This window comes from Nostoc sp. LPT (assembly GCF_017115165.1).
In the GTDB taxonomy this organism is placed as follows: Bacteria; Cyanobacteriota; Cyanobacteriia; order Cyanobacteriales; family Nostocaceae; genus Nostoc.
On sequence record NZ_JABXKF010000132.1, the window covers coordinates 1 to 18,317 of the forward strand.

At 41.2% G+C, this 18,317-nt stretch carries 15 protein-coding genes and 1 tRNA gene; 9 read left to right on the forward strand and 7 right to left on the reverse strand.

From position 1 onward, the window contains the following. Nucleotides 1-72 precede the first annotated feature (72 nt). Nucleotides 73-1,035 (forward strand): RsmB/NOP family class I SAM-dependent RNA methyltransferase, encoded by a 963-nt coding sequence (locus tag HWQ58_RS24910; RefSeq protein WP_292868632.1) that lies wholly within the window; start codon nt 73-75, stop codon nt 1,033-1,035. 151 nt (nt 1,036-1,186) lie between these two features. Here HWQ58_RS24910 and HWQ58_RS24915 read toward each other — a convergent pair whose 3' ends face one another. Then, the gene (locus HWQ58_RS24915) at nt 1,187-1,432 is read right to left on the reverse strand and encodes a hypothetical protein (protein WP_292868635.1); all 246 of its coding nucleotides are present in this window, start codon (nt 1,430-1,432) and stop codon (nt 1,187-1,189) included. 229 nt (nt 1,433-1,661) lie between these two features. Here HWQ58_RS24915 and HWQ58_RS24920 point away from each other — a divergent pair, with 229 nt between their 5' ends. After that, the gene (locus HWQ58_RS24920; protein WP_292868638.1) at nt 1,662-3,638 is read left to right on the forward strand and encodes an AMP-binding protein; all 1,977 of its coding nucleotides are present in this window, start codon (nt 1,662-1,664) and stop codon (nt 3,636-3,638) included. Between the two features lie 42 nt (nt 3,639-3,680). After that, complete coding sequence (locus tag HWQ58_RS24925; protein ID WP_069072569.1) at nt 3,681-4,130, forward strand: YlqD family protein; 450 nt, start codon at nt 3,681-3,683, stop codon at nt 4,128-4,130. Nucleotides 4,131-4,213: 83 nt separating this feature from the next. On the opposite strand, the gene HWQ58_RS24930 is transcribed toward HWQ58_RS24925, so the two are convergent. Next, the gene (locus tag HWQ58_RS24930) at nt 4,214-4,732 is read right to left on the reverse strand and encodes a hypothetical protein (protein WP_292868641.1); all 519 of its coding nucleotides are present in this window, start codon (nt 4,730-4,732) and stop codon (nt 4,214-4,216) included. A 431-nt stretch (nt 4,733-5,163) separates the two neighbouring features. On the opposite strand from HWQ58_RS24930, the gene HWQ58_RS24935 reads away from it, so the two are divergent. Both HWQ58_RS24935 and HWQ58_RS24940 read left to right on the forward strand, forming a co-directional pair. Next, the gene (locus HWQ58_RS24935) at nt 5,164-6,462 is read left to right on the forward strand and encodes a dihydrolipoamide acetyltransferase family protein (protein WP_292868644.1); all 1,299 of its coding nucleotides are present in this window, start codon (nt 5,164-5,166) and stop codon (nt 6,460-6,462) included. Nucleotides 6,463-6,624: 162 nt separating this feature from the next. Further along, complete coding sequence (locus tag HWQ58_RS24940) at nt 6,625-7,503, forward strand: Rpn family recombination-promoting nuclease/putative transposase (RefSeq protein ID WP_292868647.1); 879 nt, start codon at nt 6,625-6,627, stop codon at nt 7,501-7,503. Nucleotides 7,504-7,511: 8 nt separating this feature from the next. Here HWQ58_RS24940 and HWQ58_RS24945 read toward each other — a convergent pair whose 3' ends face one another. The 3 genes from HWQ58_RS24945 to HWQ58_RS24955 form a co-directional block, all read right to left on the reverse strand. After that, the gene (locus tag HWQ58_RS24945; protein ID WP_292868650.1) at nt 7,512-8,324 is read right to left on the reverse strand and encodes a class I SAM-dependent methyltransferase; all 813 of its coding nucleotides are present in this window, start codon (nt 8,322-8,324) and stop codon (nt 7,512-7,514) included. A 107-nt stretch (nt 8,325-8,431) separates the two neighbouring features. Then, nucleotides 8,432-9,352, reverse strand: a complete 921-nt coding sequence (locus HWQ58_RS24950; protein ID WP_292868653.1) for an AraC family transcriptional regulator — start codon at nt 9,350-9,352, stop codon at nt 8,432-8,434. Nucleotides 9,353-9,573: 221 nt separating this feature from the next. Then, a complete protein-coding gene (locus HWQ58_RS24955) occupies nt 9,574-10,755 on the reverse strand; it encodes an RtcB family protein (RefSeq protein ID WP_292868656.1) in 1,182 nt (393 codons plus the stop codon). Between the two features lie 431 nt (nt 10,756-11,186). Between HWQ58_RS24955 and HWQ58_RS24960 the strand changes: the two genes are divergently transcribed. The 3 genes from HWQ58_RS24960 (at nt 11,187) to HWQ58_RS24970 (ending at nt 12,940) form a co-directional block, all read left to right on the forward strand. Then, complete coding sequence (locus HWQ58_RS24960) at nt 11,187-12,077, forward strand: class I SAM-dependent methyltransferase (RefSeq protein ID WP_292868659.1); 891 nt, start codon at nt 11,187-11,189, stop codon at nt 12,075-12,077. Then, nucleotides 12,074-12,802 carry an HAD family phosphatase gene (locus HWQ58_RS24965; protein ID WP_292868662.1) on the forward strand — a complete coding sequence of 243 codons (729 nt, stop codon included), beginning with the start codon at nt 12,074-12,076 and terminating at the stop codon, nt 12,800-12,802. Before HWQ58_RS24960 ends, HWQ58_RS24965 begins: the two co-directional genes overlap by 4 nt. A gap of 65 nt (nt 12,803-12,867) precedes the next feature. Then, nucleotides 12,868-12,940, forward strand: a tRNA-Ala gene (locus HWQ58_RS24970). Between the two features lie 374 nt (nt 12,941-13,314). On the opposite strand, the gene HWQ58_RS24975 is transcribed toward HWQ58_RS24970, so the two are convergent. Both HWQ58_RS24975 and HWQ58_RS24980 read right to left on the reverse strand, forming a co-directional pair. Next, complete coding sequence (locus HWQ58_RS24975) at nt 13,315-14,739, reverse strand: hypothetical protein (protein ID WP_292868665.1); 1,425 nt, start codon at nt 14,737-14,739, stop codon at nt 13,315-13,317. A gap of 315 nt (nt 14,740-15,054) precedes the next feature. Then, nucleotides 15,055-15,534, reverse strand: coding sequence for a hypothetical protein (locus HWQ58_RS24980; RefSeq protein ID WP_292868668.1), 480 nt, complete (start codon nt 15,532-15,534; stop codon nt 15,055-15,057). 75 nt (nt 15,535-15,609) lie between these two features. Here HWQ58_RS24980 and HWQ58_RS24985 point away from each other — a divergent pair. After that, nucleotides 15,610-18,317, forward strand: a 2,708-nt coding sequence (locus HWQ58_RS24985; RefSeq protein WP_292868671.1) for a caspase family protein, incomplete at its 3' end; no start/stop codon positions are given.

Sequence of the window (18,317 nt, forward strand, 5' to 3'; positions counted from 1 at the left end):
GTAATTCGTAATTCGTAATTCGTAATTCGTAATTCGTAATTCGTAATTCGTAATTTATAATTCATAATCTACATGGAAAAACCTTCTAATTTATTACTTAAAGTCTCGCAGCGTTTGTTTACTAATCTAGATGAGCAAGAAAAATTTATCAAGGCTTTAATGAATCCTCAGCCTTTTTCACCTACTATTCTTTGGTGTCAAGAAAAGCCAGATATTTCGCCTTTGGCAGTGGAAACACCAACCTCTTGGCAACCACAATTTATAGACCGTTTATCTCTAGGAGAAAAACCTGGTCAGCATCCCTTTCATGAAAAAGGATATTTCTATTGTTTAGATTTTTCTTCGGTGTTTGCAGCTACTACGTTATTAGCTATTCCTGAGTCAGTGCGTTTAGTTTTTGATATGTGTGCCGCACCAGGAGGGAAAAGTATCTTCGCTTGGAGAGCTTTAAAACCTGAATTGCTCATCAGTAATGAAGTAATTGGCAAACGTCTGGGAATGCTAATTTCTAATTTGAAGCGTTGCCAGATTAGCCCTAGTGCAGTGGTTAATCGAGATTCGAGCATATTTGCCGAAATGTTTATCGGCTCTAGCAATCTAGTAATAGTAGATGCTCCGTGTACTGGGCAATCTTTACTTGCTAAAGGTGAAAAAGCACCTGGATGTTTTCACCCAACTGCTATTAATAAGAGTGCAAATCGGCAAAAGCGTATTATAGCTAATTCTGCTAAAATTGTTTCACCGCAAGGCTATCTTGCTTATATGACTTGTACATATTCGCCTGAAGAGAATGAGCAAGTTTGTGAATGGTTTTTGGAACGTTTTCCCCAGTTTGAAGCGATAGAAATTAGTAATTTAGCCAAATATCAATCGCATTTAACTACGATGCCTTGTTATCGGATATTTCCTCAAGATAGGTTAGGGGCTGGTGCATTTACAGTCCTATTTAAAAATACTAATGAGGATGAGTATGAGCCTAAAAAAGTAGATTTAAATACAATTTCTTCGCTGTATATCTACCAAAATTATAAGTAATCTTTGCAGGAGTTACGAACAAAAATATCCCTGACTTCTTGAAGAAGTCAGGGATCGGAAGCTGTCGAAATTAGAATGAATATGTATTGAAGAGTTAATTGAATACTTGGTTGTCAGAAGCACTGAGGAATTTTCACTGACAAACAGTTCATCAATTTGGAGAACACTTAGCACAAAAATCAGGATTGAATTTACAAAATTGGCTACCTGTTACTGGGTAAACTGTACAATAAGGAAAACTTGTAAGTTCAATTTTGGCTGTTTGTAATTTGGAACCATTTGCCAACACTTCAGTAAGTTTGGTTTTATCAGCCAAAAGGATAGCTAAAATTTTAGGTAGCGCTATGCAAGCAGCAATATTGAGCAGCGTTAGCATTATGGCGTCGATAAAATTCATAGGTAATCATCTCCTGTGAAACATAGGTGATCGCTGTTCTTAGATGCAAACACAATCATTGCTTGCACTCTATGTAAATTAACTTTAACATAAATTTTTGTAAATATAAACGTGGAATTCCTGGAATTATCATACACAGAAGGGTATGTGGATAATAAGGATGAATATTGTAGCCTAATAACAAAATAAGCTGGAAAACGATCAGTTAAAAATCTTTAGGTAAGGTGTTATGTCAAAAACCCAAACCGCGTCTTCTTTTTTATCTAACATCAGTGAGCGAGAACGGCAGGCATTAAAGCGATTGGTAGATTACACAAATGTGGAATCGCTACCAGAAATTTGGCCTTTGGCAGCTCAACGATTTGGTGATATTGTCGCTCTCCGCAATCCTCACGCTAAACCAGAAATAGTGATTAATTATACCCAGTTGGCAGAGCAAATGCAACTATTTGCTGCTGGGTTACAAGCGTTGGGAGTAAAGGTAGGCGATCGCATTTCCCTAATTGCTGACAATAGTCCTCGGTGGTTTATTGCCGATCAAGGCATAATGACTGCTGGAGGTGTTGATGCGGTGCGTAGTTCCCAAGCCGAAAAAGAAGAATTGCTGTTTATTATCACTAATAGCGGCAGTACAGCGATCGTAGTAGAGGATTTAAAAACACTTAAAAAACTACAAGACCGCCTCAAAGATTTACCAATTCAAGTGGTAATCTTACTTTCCGATGAAGCACTACCAACAGACGAAACCCTAAAGGTACTCAACTTTTCGCAGTTGCTCGAAATTGGGAAAAGTCATAATTTTGTGCCAGTCAAGCAAAATCGTGACGCTCTGGCAACCCTAATTTATACCTCTGGCACTACGGGTAAACCCAAGGGTGTAATGCTGTCTTACAACAATTTGATGCACCAAGTAACAACATTTGGGACAGTATTGCAACCAAACGCTGGCGATATTGTTCTCAGTATCCTACCTTCGTGGCACAGCTACGAACGAACCGTTGAATATTACCTACTATCTCAAGGTTGCACCCAAGTTTATACTAATTTGCGCTCCGTAAAAGGGGATTTGAGACAATTTAAACCCAATTACATGGTCGGTGTACCCCGCCTGTGGGAATCGATTTATGAAGGAGTGCAAAAGCAGTTCCGGGAACAACCAGCGAACAAGCAACGCCTAATTAACTCTTTATTGGGTATTAGCGAGAAATATATCAAAGCGCGACGAGTTGCTCAGGGATTGAGTTTAAATAATCTTCATGCCTCAGCCGTCGAACGATTAGCAGCTAAAATACAAGCATCAGCTTTATTACCCTTCCATGCCTTGGGAGAACGACTGGTTTACGCCAAAGTTCGGGAAGCCACAGGAGGACAAGTTAAGCAGATGATTAGCGGTGGTGGTGCGCTTCCCAGACACATAGATAATTTCTTTGAAATTATTGGCGTGCAGATTTTACAAGGCTATGGCTTGACAGAAACTTCTCCTGTTACCCATGTGCGGCGTCCTTGGCGAAATTTGATTGGTGCATCAGGGGAACCACTTCCGGCTACAGAAGCTAAAATCGTCGATCCTGAGACAAAAGCGCCTTTACCAATAGAGAAACGGGGCTTAGTATTGTTGAGGGGCCCGCAGATTATGCAAGGCTATTACCAAAATCCCGAAGCGACAGCAAAAGCAATTGACGCTGAAGGTTGGTTTGATAGCGGCGATTTGGGTTGGCTGACACCACAAGACGATTTAGTGCTGACTGGCAGGGCCAAGGATACGATTGTATTGACTAACGGGGAAAACATCGAGCCACAGCCGATCGAAGATGCGTGTTTGCGATCGCCATACATCGATCAAATTATGCTCATTGGTCAAGATCAGCGCAGCCTGGGAGCCTTAATTGTCCCCAATGTCGAAGCCTTAGAAAAATGGGCAGCAAGTCAGAATCTAACGCTGGATACGCCCAACGATCAAGTGACTTCCTCAGATAGTCAAAAAATTGACTTCGAGAGTAGAATGATCCAGGATTTATTTCGGCAAGAATTAAATCGGGAAGTCCAAAATCGTCCAGGCTATCGACCGGATGACCGCATCGGAACGTTTAAACTCATCCTGGAACCGTTTTCCATCGAAAATGGCTTGATGACACAAACACTAAAAGTTCGCCGACACATCGTCACGGAACGCTATCGCGATATTATTGACGGCATGTTTGCCTGATCATTCCACCTGCTAACTGTAAAGAGTGAACGTGAAATATTTATGGATGTCTCCAAATCTAATTTGCTTCTCAAACGCGTCGTTAACGTCAAAGTCATTGTGACTCCCCTCTGGAAAGAGGAAGTGCAACAGCAGCTGCAAACCCAGATCAATCAACTTGACCAGCAACTGCAACAGCTAGACGTTGAAGGACAAAGAGCGATCGCGGCAATTCAAAAGCAGAGTCTGCAACCACCTGGCCCCCAGACCCTCCAACAAATTGACAATATCCAACTCCAAGTCAATCAAAAGAAAAGTGAATTTTTGGAGCAAAAAAACCAGTTGCTGCAAAACCTCCAGCAAGTGCAGTTTCTCCAGCAAGATCAGGAAGTCAACCAATTCCAAATGGAAGGCTTTTTCCGGGTAGAAACCGGTGATAACCTGATTAGCAAAATGCAAGTCGAAATCGTTCTGCGCGATGGCGTTGTAGAAGAAATTCGCGGCGACATTTAAATTTGTCATTTGTCATTTGTCCTTTGTCATTTGTTTTCTGACCAATGACCAATGACCAATGACCAATGACCAATTACCAATGACTAATGACAGATGTGATTTAACTTAGTGTGACGGCTCCCAGCCCAACATTCTGCCTGGGAGCCAGCCCAAACAATTTGCCACACTGGAGGTGAGCTAATAAAAAGCGATCGCCCAAAGGTTGTCATTTTTGCTCGATATTTAACTGTACCAACTGAATTATTACCCCGTTTGATTTGCGTAATCGTTACTAACGCCTGATTTGGTTGCGGATAAACTACATCTATTTTTCGCGTTCCTCCCACTGCTATATCTTCAAAGGCATTCAGAGCAAGGGTCGTAGGATTACTGCCTTGGAGAGATGAGTTGAGCTTTTCTAAAGGTATAGTTTGATAATCGGAACGCTCTAAAAATGCTGCAACTTCCTGAGACTGATGTATTGCTCCCATCTGCTGGGTTTGCTCATCACTAGTCTCAACAATCGGTGCAGATTGCTGGTGCTGAATAATATAAATTCCAGCACCAGCCGTGGCAGAGATACTTAATATCACAATCAAAAAGAATTTCAGCTTTGCCGACATAAAAATAAACAGGAATTTCAAATAGGTTTATTACCAGTTTTGAATTCTAGATTGAACTACATCCTATATCCTCTATCTGTGAGAAGCTCTTGTATCTTAAGTAGTGGTTATGAGAAATATTAAATAGCAATCCTATTTAATCTGTGAGAAACTCGTGGTGGTTTTTACAAGTCAATGAATAAAACGAGATCGAGATATTGGCTAACCATAGAGGATAGCTCTGTATTATAGACCTCTAAGCTATATTTAGGTTCCTAGAGTCATTAACCATCAGCGAATAACCAATGCCCCATGCCCAATGCCCCATGCCCAATCCCCAATCCCCAATCCCCAACCTAAAATATAAACAGTCTAAAACTCTCCCATCAAGATACAATTCGATCTGACAAAAGCTGTTAAAGTCCATAAACCATTGATTTCCAAACCACCCTATGAGCATTCACGAAGTATTTATGCCGGCGCTGAGTTCCACCATGACGGAAGGCAAAATCGTCTCTTGGGTGAAATCGCCTGGGGACAAAGTGGAAAAAGGCGAAACAGTGGTGGTTGTAGAGTCAGATAAGGCAGATATGGATGTAGAAACCTTTTATGAGGGATTTCTTGCCCATATCATAGTTGAAGCTGGTGAAACTGCCTCGGTAGGATCTGCGATCGCCTTCATCGCCGAAACGGAAGCTGAAATTGAAACTGCCAAATCTGTTGCCAATTCTGGCGGCGCTGCTACTCCTACCTCTTCCCCTGAACCAGTTGCCGCCACAGCCTCAGCCGCCACACCTGCCTTAGCGTCTCAAAACGGTTCTAACCACAAAGAAGGAAGGCTTGTAGTTTCACCCCGTGCCCGCAAGTTAGCCAAAGAACTCAAAGTTGATTTAACTACACTCCAAGGCAGTGGCCCACACGGGCGCATTGTCGCCGAAGATGTAGAAGCATTGTCTAATAAAGGCAAGCAACCTGCACCTGCCCCAGTTGCCCCACCAGCACCTGTACCGGCCAGCGCCCCAGTTGCACCTTCAGCACCTCGAACACCAGCATCCGCACCCGTGGCGGCGGCTGTTCCTGGTCAAATTGTACCTTTAACTACCTTCCAAAATGCTGTGGTGCGGAACATGGTAGCCACCATATCCGTGCCCGTCTTCCGTGTCGGTTATACAATTACCACCGATGGATTAGACAAACTTTATAAACAAATTAAATCCAAAGGTGTGACAATGACAGCGCTATTGGCAAAAGCTGTAGCAGTGACATTGCAAAAACACCCATTGTTAAATGCTAGCTACTCAGACCAGGGTATTGTTTATCATTCTGATATCAACATTTCTGTAGCAGTAGCGATGGATGATGGCGGATTGATTACACCTGTGCTGCAAAATGCAGACGCAGTGGATATATATTCTCTGTCGCGTACTTGGAAATCTTTGGTAGAACGTGCGAGGACAAAACAATTACAATCCCAAGAATATAACAGTGGTACTTTCACCCTGTCAAATTTGGGGATGTTTGGCGTGGATAAATTTGATGCAATTTTGCCGCCTGGACAAGGCTCAATTTTAGCGATCGGGGCATCCCGTCCGCAAGTAGTAGCAACACCCGACGGTTTATTTGGCGTGCGGCAACAAATGCAAGTCAATATTACTTCTGACCACCGGATTATTTATGGTGCCCATGCTGCGGAGTTCTTGCAAGATTTAGCGAAATTGATTGAGACAAATCCTCAATCTTTGACACTGTAGTTTTGAAAAAACACCAAATTTAGATGTTAGCGCTATCAGCGAACATTACTTTGTCGTAGAGTAGCGCTAACAAGAAACAATACCTACATTTAAATTTTTTATGTCCAAACTATGTAGCGATACCACATTTCTACATGAGTTTATGTCTAAACTGATATTAAAGTGACATACGATAACACCTTAAAATATCTGGTTGAGCAGTATCCAGAAGATTTTATCCGCTACTTACTCGCATCTGAGACAACGGATATCCAGATTCTCAAAACAGAATTAAATCAAGAACCAATCCGTGCCGACTCAGTAACCTTTTTGCAAACTGCTAATCAAATACTGCATTTAGAGTTTCAAACCTTACCAGCATCGACTCCACCCTTGCCACTACGGATGTTAGACTATTGGGTGCGATTATATCGACAATACAATTGCGATATTGAACAGGTAGTGATTTTTCTTAAACCCACAACTTCAGAAGCTGTCTTTGTAGATCAATTCACTACCCGCAATACTACCCACCGTTACCACGTTATCCGAATTTGGGAACAAGATCCAGAACCTTTATTGTTATCTCCTGGTTTATTACCTCTGGCAACTTTGCCGCGAACAGATTCTCCTCAAAGCTTACTTCAACAGGTAGCAGTTCAGGTGAGTATGATTGAAGAAGCAGCCACCAAGCAGAGTATCTCGGTATGTACCCAACTTCTAGCAGGGTTGGTATTCGAGCCAGAACTCATTCGTCAGTTTTTGAGGAGAGAAGATATGAGAGAATCTGCCATTTATCAAGAAATTCTTGAAGAAGGACTGCAAGAAGGGAGACAACGAGGCATTGAACAAGGTATTGAACAAGGTATTGAACAAGGAAGACAATCAGAACTAAGGCTAGTGATACGTCTATTAACTCGTCGGCTTGGTTCAATTAATTCTCAGTTACAATCTCGGTTGCAAGAGTTGTCCCTGGCTCAGTTAGAAAACTTGGGTGAAGTATTACTAGATTTTGCCAGTCAGGCTGATTTAATGAATTGGCTAAATACAATAGAAAATTAGAGTTTGCTCTAAACCTTTCGACCAGTTACAAAAAAAGTCAGATTTTCGTACCAAGCGCCTTGCTCAGTTGCTTCTGCTTCAATTTTTTGACGATACTCTGCTTTTAATTCTGCCATTTGTTCAGATGAAACCTGTAACAAGGGATTTTCTCTGGGATGAAACCATCCTCCATTCCATTCTCTAGCTTGCTCTAGATTGCGGTAGAAACCTAGTTGTTGAGTCTTAACTTCAATATTTTCAAAACCAGCCTCTGCAAGCAGATGATGACACTTTTTGGGTGTACCTATTGGCTCATTGATACTTGTCAGCAAAATATCATATTTGTTACAAATTTCGATGATGAGTGGTGCTCCACAAGATTCCTCAGAACAACAAGAAAAACCCACAATTCCGCCTGGTTTGAGGAAACGGTACCATTTACGTAGAGCGGCAGGAATATCTTTGAAATACACTATTGCTGTAGAGCAGAGAATTACATTGAAACTCTCATCTTTGAAGTCGATATACTCAGCATCAGCCTCAATGAGTTCGATATTTTGCAAGCCTAGTTCTTCAATTTTATGTTGTGCTTGAGCTAGCATCCCTGAAGAAAAATCTACTCCAATTACTTTTCCTTCAGAGCCGACAATTTGTGCAACAGCAATGGCAATGATACCTGTGCCAGTTGCGATATCCAATACTTCTTGTCCCTTTTTAAGTTGAACTAAATTTAATAGAGGCAGAGCGCGATGAATTGTGTAATCGTTGTCGTAGCTAGTTCTGCTATCAAAGAAATCAATTACTTTATTCTTATACTCTTGTTCGTATTGGCTATTTTGCATGATATTATCGATTTTCACTGGACAATTATGAGAATAAATTGTGAGTGAAGCTTCTGTCTTCTGAAAACTTGCTTTCAAAATATTGAAATCTTGCAAAATTTCAAATTTTATATCATTTCTCTATATGCTTTGGGTGTGATTCCTACATGCTTACGAAAAATAGTAGTAAAGTTACTTTGGCTAGAACAGCCAATTTGATATGTAATTTCGATAATAGGTAACTGACTATAAGTAAGTAAAAATTTAGCTCGTTCAATCCGACATTTAATGACATATTGATGTGGAGAGATACCCATTAAACGTTTAAACCAACGACAGAATGAATAGGAACTCATATTTACTAGACTAGCCAGTTCTACCAACGTTAACTCTAATGCTAAGTTGTCATAAATATAATCAATTATCTGCCGTAATTGGCGCTCAGAAAGATTAACTTCAAGCTCTGCAATTGGTTGCCGTGTTCCAGAATAAGTTTTGAGGAGATGAGCTGCTAGAGCAATGGCAACTGATTCACCATATAGCTTACCAGATGGATATCCGGCTTTAAGCTCTGCTTTAAGTGCCATTCCCAGATGAAAAATTTGCTGATCGCAGACTCCGCGCTGTGGGATAATTTCAATAGTGCGTAGGCGTAGCCTGTCGTAGACATCGCTCCCAACGATCAGATCATCTGCTACTCTCTTAAATAGACTGGAATCAAATGAGACTAGGAGAAATTTTATTTCCTCGTGCCAACGCGCTTGAGTCGGAATCCCCTTTGGAGTGATGTTAACCAAACCTCTCCTCATCTGCGTACTGTGTAACCTTCCACCTGCTAGTCGCCAGTCTATTTGACATGAATTACCAAGCCAAATATTAATGCTGTGCTGCTGTAAGCAAAGCTCTGGACATTCAAAGGCGGGTAAATGATGCTGTTCAAGCACAATCCCGTTCCAGTGATTAGTGCTGGATAAAATAGGAAATTTACTGCTCATCGGCACAAGATTTCCACTTGCCACATCAATGGCTGAGAGTTGTTCAGATTTCATGTTGCCTACTCACTTATGAGCTACTACAAAAAAGATAGTAAGCTAATGCGTGACAAAATTACACTATTAATTTATTTTCGCTAGCGCTAGCAGATGCCTCTATTTGCTCAGTCCATTCACTTAAAACACTCATTTCTTCCTCAGCGTACCTCTGCGTTTACCTCAGCGTACCTCTGCGTTTAAAAAAATAAAAAAAGTGGGTATTACCCACCCTACCTAAATTATCCCTTCACACAAAGAACTTGCTTGAGTGTTGCAACAACTTCAACCAAATCAGCTTGATTTTCCATAACTTGTTCTATCGGCTTATAAGCACCAGGAATCTCATCTAACACGCCCTCATCTTTCCGGCATTCTACGCCATTTGTTTGCTCAATCAAATCATCAAGTGTGTAGACATTTTTTGCCTTATTTCTAGACAACAAACGCCCTGCACCGTGAGAACAAGAACAAAAACTATGAGCATTACCTTTACCCTTAACGATGAAAGATTTCGCCCCCATCGAACCAGGAATAATCCCATAATCTTCAGTTTGGGCACGGACTGCACCCTTACGAGTAACGTATACATCCTCGTTAAAATGCACTTCTTTTTCGGCGTAATTATGATGACAATTAACCTGCAATAAAGGTCTAGTTGCTTTCCCACCTACGAGATGCTTCTCAACTATGTGCTTAAAACGCGCCATCATCACATCACGGTTGACACGTGCATAGTTTTGTGACCATTGTAAATCGTGCCAATATGCCTGGAATTCTGGCGTACCAGCGACAAAGTGAGCTAAATCAGGGTCAGGCAATTTATTACCTGCCATTTTTGCTAATTCTCTGGCTGTGTGAATATGACACTGGGCGAGTTTATTGCCAATGTTACGCGAACCAGAATGCAGCATCAGCCAAACTTGATTCTCTGTATCGAGGCACACTTCAATAAAGTGATTTCCTCCACCGAGAGAACCCATCTGTTTCATTGCTTTACCTTGTAGATCTTGCACACCGCGATGCAAGTCTTTAAAATCATCCCAGTGCTGCCAGTTGCTGACAGATTTTTCAACGTCTTTATTTTCGTTGAATCCAGTCGGAATTGCTGCTTCAATATCCAGGCGGATTTTCTTCAGTTTACCTTCGAGTTGTTCGGCGGTAAATGCTGTTTTGATAGCGCTCATACCGCAACCAATATCCACACCGACGGCTGCTGGAATAATTGCCTCTTTGGTTGCAATTACAGAACCCACTAAAGCACCTTTTCCTAAGTGAACATCTGGCATTAATGCCACGTGCTTAAATACAAATGGTAATGATGCCACATTCTTGGCCATCTTGGTTTCTTCTGGCCCCAAAGAGTGATTTGCCCAAGATAAGACGGGTGCTGGTGTGGTAATTTCTAACTTTTCGTAGGGCATAATTTTTTCTATTTTAGATTTTAAATTTTAGATTTTGGTGAGGTAGTGCGGTCTTCTCCTAAAAGGAGACGCCAAAGGCGATGAGGGTTTCCCCCATAAGCAACTACCGTTAGCGCCGGCGGCAAGCGAGGTACGAGCGTCACCCGGAGGGATTGGGTATAGGGTAGTGATAATTATCGCTATGACTTATAAACCATTACTTAGTTAGTTGTAGCAATATAAATGTTGTATTGTCTTTCATTTGGCTCTCTGAATTTTCGTGAAGCTGAAGAACTACTTTTAGGAGTTACATCAACATAATACATTTATAACACAACAAATTACAATCGTTAACATATCACCACAGGGAGAAAGCAGATGCTTCGCAAATGTATTAAAATTTGTAAAGAAAATAACTTTGTTGAAATAGCTCCTTAAAGTTCTGACACAATATGGCAGTGCGTCAAGATACAATCTGGGAACGTTTTTTATCACCCGTAGTGCGTCTTTTGATTGATGAAGACGGGTTACGGCGTTACGCTGATAGTATTGATTGGGAGAAAGAAAGCGATCGCTATCGACGAGATGATGTCATAATTCCGTGGTACTACAGTAATCAAAACTTTCACGGTATTATTGGCGGATATCTGACTTACGATGCAGCAGTTACTTATGATCCGGTTACTCAATACGTTTTACCGCCTAATGAAAGTATTGTTCGTCAAGCTTTAGTTGATGCCGTCAAGGTAAAACCACGACGCATACTCGATTTAGGCTGTGGCACAGGTTCCACTACTTTAATGTTAAAACAGGCTTTCCCCGAAGCGGAAGTTATTGGTTTGGACTTATCGCCCTATATGCTGGTAAGGGCAGAAGATAAAGCTAGAAATGCTGGTTTAGATATAGTATGGCGACATGGAAATGCTGAAAAAACTGGTTTGAGGGATGCAACATTTGACTTAGTAACAGCTTCCTTGTTATTTCACGAAACACCAGATGCGGCGTCTTTAGCAATTCTGCGGGAAAGCTTCCGGTTGCTGGTAACTGGAGGACAAGTGTTAATTCTAGATGGGAATCAGAAGACTCTGCGTCAGTTAGAATGGCTCAATGATGTTTTTGAAGAGCCATATATTCGTGAATATGCTGCTAGTAGTATAGAAGCGAATATGGGTGCAGCCGGATTTGAAGCAGTGCGATCGCAGGATGTATGGTGGATAAATCAGGTAACTAGCGGCATTAAACCAATAGCAACCGAAAATGTCCGTCAGTATACTGCCACATCAATAGATAATAATAATGATTTGGAGGGACTTGGTTCTCCAGCGTTTGGCATAATGGCATGAGTTTAAAGGCAGTTCTCTTTGATTTTAATGGTGTCATCATTAACGATGAGCCAATCCACCTGCAACTGATCGATGAGATTCTCATGGAAGAAAATCTCCAACCCCAAAAAGTCAGTGAGCGTCAAGCTTCTTTAGGACGCAGCGATCGCGCCTGTTTTGGGCAACTACTCGCTAATCGTGGTAGAGTAAATGACGAAAACTATTTAACTCAGTTGCTGTACCGCAAAGCCCAAGCCTATGTGGTGGAACTAGAAAAAATAGAGAAACTGCCTTTATATCCAGGTATAGAAGACTTAATATTTCAGGTGCGATCGCGTCATCTGAAACTAGGATTAGTCAGTGGCGCGATTCGCAAAGAAATAGAACTGGTACTCAATCGCGCTAAACTAGCTGAACATTTTAAAATTATCGTCGCTGGTGATGACATCACTACCAGTAAACCAGAACCCGATGGTTATTTACTGGCAGTGAAACGCCTGAATCAAGAATATCCCGAATTGAATCTTCAACCACAGGAGTGTCTGGCAATTGAAGATACTCCAGCAGGTATCGAAGCGGCGAAGCGATCGCAGATGCAAGTTGTTGGTGTTGCAAATACTTACCCATTCCACATGCTCCAGCGCTGCTGTAACTGGACTGTTGATTATCTCAATGATTTGGAACTCGAACGTGTGCAGAAGGTTTATTCCCAAAAACAGCCTCAACCATCGGTAACTGAATGTTAGAATAATTTATGGTGATAATGTATTGAGTTAATGAGTAATAGTACTCTTGACTTAACACCGATTAAGGGGAATTAGCTCAGTTGGTAGAGTGCTGCGATCGCACCGCAGAGGCCATCGGTTCGAATCCGTTATTCTCCATTTGTCCATTAAATAATTATTGTCAGTTTTAAAGAATTATTGTCCAATTTTACGAAATTTAGGGACAGATTACAAATATTTACTACCTCTTCTTTTACTGTTTTCACCCAAGCAGAGGCTCCGCTATTATAAAATAGCTGCATCTTATGTGCGATCGCTACTTGAGGCGAGCACACATAAAAAATCTCAATTGTTTTCAATCGACCATAAAAACAAGGAGTAGGCGATCGCAATTTCTGGCGATGGTTCTGTTCATGAGAGCAAAGTTGACTATTTTAGCGGGTTTTTGAATTAATTTAGAGTGAGTAGGTGTAATCAGCCATAGACATCGCTTCGTTTTTATGTGACAGGAAAACAATTTTTATAGTCATGCCTTAACGGTATCGCTTCCATAAACGCCGCCAAAGCAAAAGTACTAAAATAGCGATGATAAATCCACTGAAAGTATATATTCCCTTAGTAGCTGGGATTAGCCACCAAGGTTCTTTTGGGGTTGTCTGTTGTGTACTTGTTGCTGATTGCGTACTTTTTATCTGTGGTGTGCCTGTTGCCTGTTCTGGAGCTACTTTGATTTTGAAGGATTTTATCAGGTAAGACCTGACAGGGTTATCGTTTTCTTTATCTAGTCCTGGCAAAGCAGAAACAAATGAGCCAAAAGTCCATCCCCCAGCTAGAAGACTAACGAAAGTTTGAAAATTGCGATCGCGTTCAGCTTTTTCTACTTCAACTCGACTGCGAACTGCATTAATGGTATCTGACAGTAATTTTAAACCTCGCTCCAGGTTTTCTGAGTCTTTAGTTATCTGTAGGCGATATTTATCTTTAACTAATTTACTAAACTCTGTTAAAAACTTAACTTCTGTTTCTTGATTTGATTGGATTTTGTGAGACTTTTGTTTAATTCTACCCAGGCGCTTTTCATAATTGCTTAAATTAATATCAATCGTACCACCTTGAAAATCAAGTATGGTTAAGTCTGTTGTATATTCATTAAGTGTATTTTGCACATCAACTAATGTTTTATGCAATGTATTTAACTCACTTCCCTTACTGGTAGCTTGTTCAATAGCATTACTTCCAACTTTAATTTTAGTAAAATAAGTTTGTAGAGAATGTTTTAATAGCCGACTTTGACTATAAGCCCAAACTATTTTATGACGATAATAAAATAAACGCATCCAGTCAGAATAAAATTTGCCAGATTGGTTTAAAGTAGCTTCGTCAGGATATATAATTATAATAAAATGCTGATTATTTTGGGTGAGTTCAAAAATATTTGCTCCTAGAAAGTGTCCTTGACCTTGTAAATCTCCTTCCCAATCTAAACCGGGCATTAATGCCTGATAGCAAGCTTGAGCAATCTCTTCCTGGCTTTTGGGTTGAGAAGAAGGTAGCCAGCCAGAGAGCATCCAGGTTTGCCCAATAGTAGCTGTTTGACTCTTCAATATTCGCTCAATTTCAGCTTTGATATCTGTAAAGCATTTAGCTGGTTGAGCATTAGTTTTATTTTTGAAAGCACACTCTACAAGTAAACCGTAACTATCACCGAGTAGCACAGGATAGAAATAACCTTCATATTGGTCATTATGATGTTTTGTCTGTGCATATACATCTTTGAGGAGATGAACGTATTCGCTTTGCAAATCCTGCCCATTTTCTAATAATAATGGACGAATATATTCAGGAATTTTATTGTAAAAAGATTGTTGATTCAGCTTAATCTCTTCTGGAGTATCGCCTAAACTATACTTCAAGTCATAGAGAAAGAGGTCGATAGTGGGATAGATGATGTCACTCATTCAAGGAAAAAATTTTAGATTTTTAGTTCTGGATGGTAGACATAGATAAATAAAATTATTCTCCTTTAGGTAAAAGGCTATTTTCTTTTCACTCAGTCAGCCAATAAATTTATTGGCTGATGACTCAAGTTGATTTAAATCGATTATCAGTGATCAGGTTAATCAATTTTTCTAAAGTTTTGCCATTAGTGTAGTCATCTATTGATAGTTCAGCAAGGGAAGATATGAATTAACCCCGCCTTTTGAATTAAGAGGGTTAGGGAGAATGAAGTTAAGCACTACGGCTAAGGCAAATAAATATGAATAAGAATAGCGTTATTTTTGTGCAAGATTTTGGTTTAAAAATTGTTGGAATTGCTCAAAGCTGCTTAATTTTTTGGCAGTTTCAGAAGGGTTGGGAGTTGCCAAAACCTTAATAGCCATATTGGTAATTTCATTGCTTCTCAAGTCTGAGGAGCTAACTTGTGGAATTGCGCGGGTTATTGGTTGAGGTTTCTGCTTTGGTACAGCTTGTTCTAGTTCAGCCTCGCTAGGTAGTAAATTTAGCGGGATTGTATCACCTAAATTATCTAATTGAGATTTAGCGGCTTGAAACCGTTGATTTAAAGGTTCGTTAGCTTGAATCATCACCAACAAACGGGGTTCGATGAGTATCTCCCAAGCTTTTGGGTTAGCAGAAAGTTGTTCAGCAGCTTGGGATAAGTCGGATTGTTCTGTATCACTCAGAGGAATTTCTGAATCTCTCAGGGCTAGTAACAGAGCTAATAAAGTATTGTTAAGATTGGTGGTTTCCATGAGGAAAATTACTCAGATTTTTTGGTTACATGATTAACATTAAGTTTACCTGATACTTAAATATCATTGGCGGCTATGGAAAGAGAAGCACTGGTGATCGGCATTAATCGCTATCCTACCCTGATAGAAAAATCTAGCGATCGCCCCCCGCATCTCAAAGCACCAGCAACTGATGCAGAAGCCATAGCCCAAATCCTCGAAACTTATGGCAAGTTCCATGTCGAGCGTTTACCAGCAGCTTATAATCAGGATGGTTCTTGCTTTGTCGATCCTCAGCAGCAGCTAACACTCCAAGAATTAGAAACAGCTATTGTCCAACTTTTCAATCCCCCCGGACGCAGCATTCCTGATACAGCCTTGCTCTTTTTTGCGGGTCATGGTTTACGCAAAGATATCGGTGGAGTCACAGAAGGCTTTTTAGCTGCCAGCGATACTTGTCCTGTGATTGGACAGTGGGGACTTTCCCTAGACTGGTTACGCAAACTTTTACAATCTTCCCCCGTTCGTCAGCAAATTGTTTGGTTAGATTGTTGTTATAGCGGTGAGTTATTCAATTTCGATGATGCTGATCCTGGGAGTTTTGAGACAAAGGATAGATGTTTAATTGCCGCTTCTCGTGGATTTGAAGTCGCTTATGAAGAATTGAGTGGCAATCATGGGATTTTGAGTGGCGCATTAGTAGAAGCACTAAAACCTGAAAGTCATGCTGAAGGCTGGGTGACAAACTACTCGCTGGTTGACTTAATCAAGCAGCAGCTAAAAACTGCCCGTCAGCGTCCCATTTTTCACAACACTGGCACAGAAATTATCCTCACCGGACAAAAAGAAAAAATTGACCGTGCTGTTTTAATGGCAGAGTTATGTCCTTACAAGGGTTTAGCAGCTTTTGAATTTAACGAATCAGACCCGAAATATTTCTACGGACGCACCGCTTTAACTGATTCGCTTTTGGAGAATATCAGGCAAGGGAATTTTTTGGCGGTTGTCGGGGCTTCTGGAAGTGGTAAGTCTAGTGTGGTGAAGGCAGGTTTACTGCATCAACTGAAGTTAGGCAAAAGATTGGGAGGAAGTGACCAATGGGTAATCAAGATTTTTCGCCCCGGAGAGCATCCCCTCAAAAGTTTAGCTAGAGTATTTGGGCATCACATAACTCCCCGCCCGGTTCAGGATGCCCAAACACAGACAGATAAACCGAAATCTGAATTAGAAAAGACAGAAGTATTACTCAACAAGGGTGCAAGCGGATTAACCGAATTAGTCCAAGCCACATTGCAATCAGTAGAAGTACTGCATCAGCTAGAGCCTGATGCAAACACTCTATCCTTACAAACCCCAGTTTCCCATCGTCTCATCCTCGTCATCGACCAATTTGAAGAAGTTTTTACTCTCTGTGAAGATGAAGGCGAGCGACAGGAGTTTTTTAAGTGTTTGTTAGGGGCATTAAATGGTTCTCTGTTGACGGTGGTAATGACGATGCGGGCAGATTTCTTCGGGAAATGTGCAGAACAGGAATATGCAGGATTAGCACAAAAAATTCAAGAGAATCTGATTACTGTCACCCCAATGAATAAAAAGGAGTTGACAGAAGCCATTACCCAACCTGCCTATCAAGTCGGGTTAGAAGTGCAACGGGAACTAGTAGAACAAATGCTAGCCGATGTCGAAGGGCCTGGTAGTTTACCTTTGTTGCAATATACCCTAACGGAATTGTGGCGTAAGCGAGAAGTGAATCGCTTAACTCTGGCAGAATATAGCAGACTTGGTGGAGTCAAAGGCACGCTACAAAAACGGGCGGATGAAGTTTATGATGCTCTCGACTCGAAAGAAGAACAACTGACTGCTAAACGGATATTCATCGAGTTAACCCAGTTGGGAGAAGGAACAGAAGACACCCGCAGACAGGTGTTTAAAACAGATTTAGTCAACTCCCAGCAATCGGCAGAAGTGGTGGAACAAGTGCTAATGAAGTTGACAGATGCCAGATTAGTTGTAACATCTGAACTGCAAGCACGGGGGGAGAGTGAAAAGACGGTGACAGTGGTGGATGTAGCTCATGAAGCACTGATTCGCCATTGGCCAAAACTGCGCTCTTGGGTGAGTGAAAACCGAGCCGCCATTCGCATTGAGCGCAAGATTGAGGCAGCATCAGAGGAGTGGGAAAGTAAAAGCAAGTCGAAAGATTACCTGTTTACAGGGTCAAAATTGGCAGAGGCAGAGAATTACTTGCAAGAGTATGGGGATCTCGGTTTGCTGTCGCATTTAGCATCGGAATTTGTCCAGAAAAGTATTCAGCAACGTAACATAAGTAAATGGCTAAGGTTTGGGGCTGTTGCTTCTTTTGTGGGGGTAGTGGCTATAGGAGCAGTTGTTTCGACAATTTTTGGATTTGAGTCTCGCAAACAGGCAACCATCGCCAGTTTGCGCGAAAAAGCTGCAACTATTAAGTATGTGCTGCCAATACAAACAAATGTAGAGCAATTAATTTCAGCAATTGGGGCAACTGGTGAAAGTCAGTCACAACTCAAGGAAGTTTTGAGTGAAGTTCAATCTAGTTTGTCAGAAGCAATAGAAGCTGTTCATGAGCGCAATATTTTCTCCGGTCATACAGCACCTGTCAGGGCACTGGCGTTCAGTCCCGATGGCAAGTATATTGTCAGTGGCAGTGAAGACAAGACGCTACGGTTGTGGGATACAAACGGCAAGTTGCTCCACACCCTCAACGGTCATACAGGTTCTGTCATGGCGCTGGCGTTCAGTCCCGATGGCAAGTATATTGTCAGTGG

What these genes read in the sequence shown, in the direction of transcription:
- HWQ58_RS24910 (WP_292868632.1), top strand. Translation starts at nt 73, where the DNA reads ATGGAAAAACCTTCTAATTTATTACTTAAAGTCTCGCAGCGTTTGTTT.
- HWQ58_RS24915 (WP_292868635.1), bottom strand. Translation starts at nt 1,432, where the DNA reads ATGAATTTTATCGACGCCATAATGCTAACGCTGCTCAATATTGCTGCT.
- HWQ58_RS24920 (WP_292868638.1), top strand. Translation starts at nt 1,662, where the DNA reads ATGTCAAAAACCCAAACCGCGTCTTCTTTTTTATCTAACATCAGTGAG.
- HWQ58_RS24925 (WP_069072569.1), top strand. Translation starts at nt 3,681, where the DNA reads ATGGATGTCTCCAAATCTAATTTGCTTCTCAAACGCGTCGTTAACGTC.
- HWQ58_RS24930 (WP_292868641.1), bottom strand. Translation starts at nt 4,732, where the DNA reads ATGTCGGCAAAGCTGAAATTCTTTTTGATTGTGATATTAAGTATCTCT.
- HWQ58_RS24935 (WP_292868644.1), top strand. Translation starts at nt 5,164, where the DNA reads ATGAGCATTCACGAAGTATTTATGCCGGCGCTGAGTTCCACCATGACG.
- HWQ58_RS24945 (WP_292868650.1), bottom strand. Translation starts at nt 8,324, where the DNA reads ATGCAAAATAGCCAATACGAACAAGAGTATAAGAATAAAGTAATTGAT.
- HWQ58_RS24950 (WP_292868653.1), bottom strand. Translation starts at nt 9,352, where the DNA reads ATGAAATCTGAACAACTCTCAGCCATTGATGTGGCAAGTGGAAATCTT.
- HWQ58_RS24955 (WP_292868656.1), bottom strand. Translation starts at nt 10,755, where the DNA reads ATGCCCTACGAAAAGTTAGAAATTACCACACCAGCACCCGTCTTATCT.
- HWQ58_RS24960 (WP_292868659.1), top strand. Translation starts at nt 11,187, where the DNA reads ATGGCAGTGCGTCAAGATACAATCTGGGAACGTTTTTTATCACCCGTA.
- HWQ58_RS24965 (WP_292868662.1), top strand. Translation starts at nt 12,074, where the DNA reads ATGAGTTTAAAGGCAGTTCTCTTTGATTTTAATGGTGTCATCATTAAC.
- HWQ58_RS24975 (WP_292868665.1), bottom strand. Translation starts at nt 14,739, where the DNA reads ATGAGTGACATCATCTATCCCACTATCGACCTCTTTCTCTATGACTTG.
- HWQ58_RS24980 (WP_292868668.1), bottom strand. Translation starts at nt 15,534, where the DNA reads ATGGAAACCACCAATCTTAACAATACTTTATTAGCTCTGTTACTAGCC.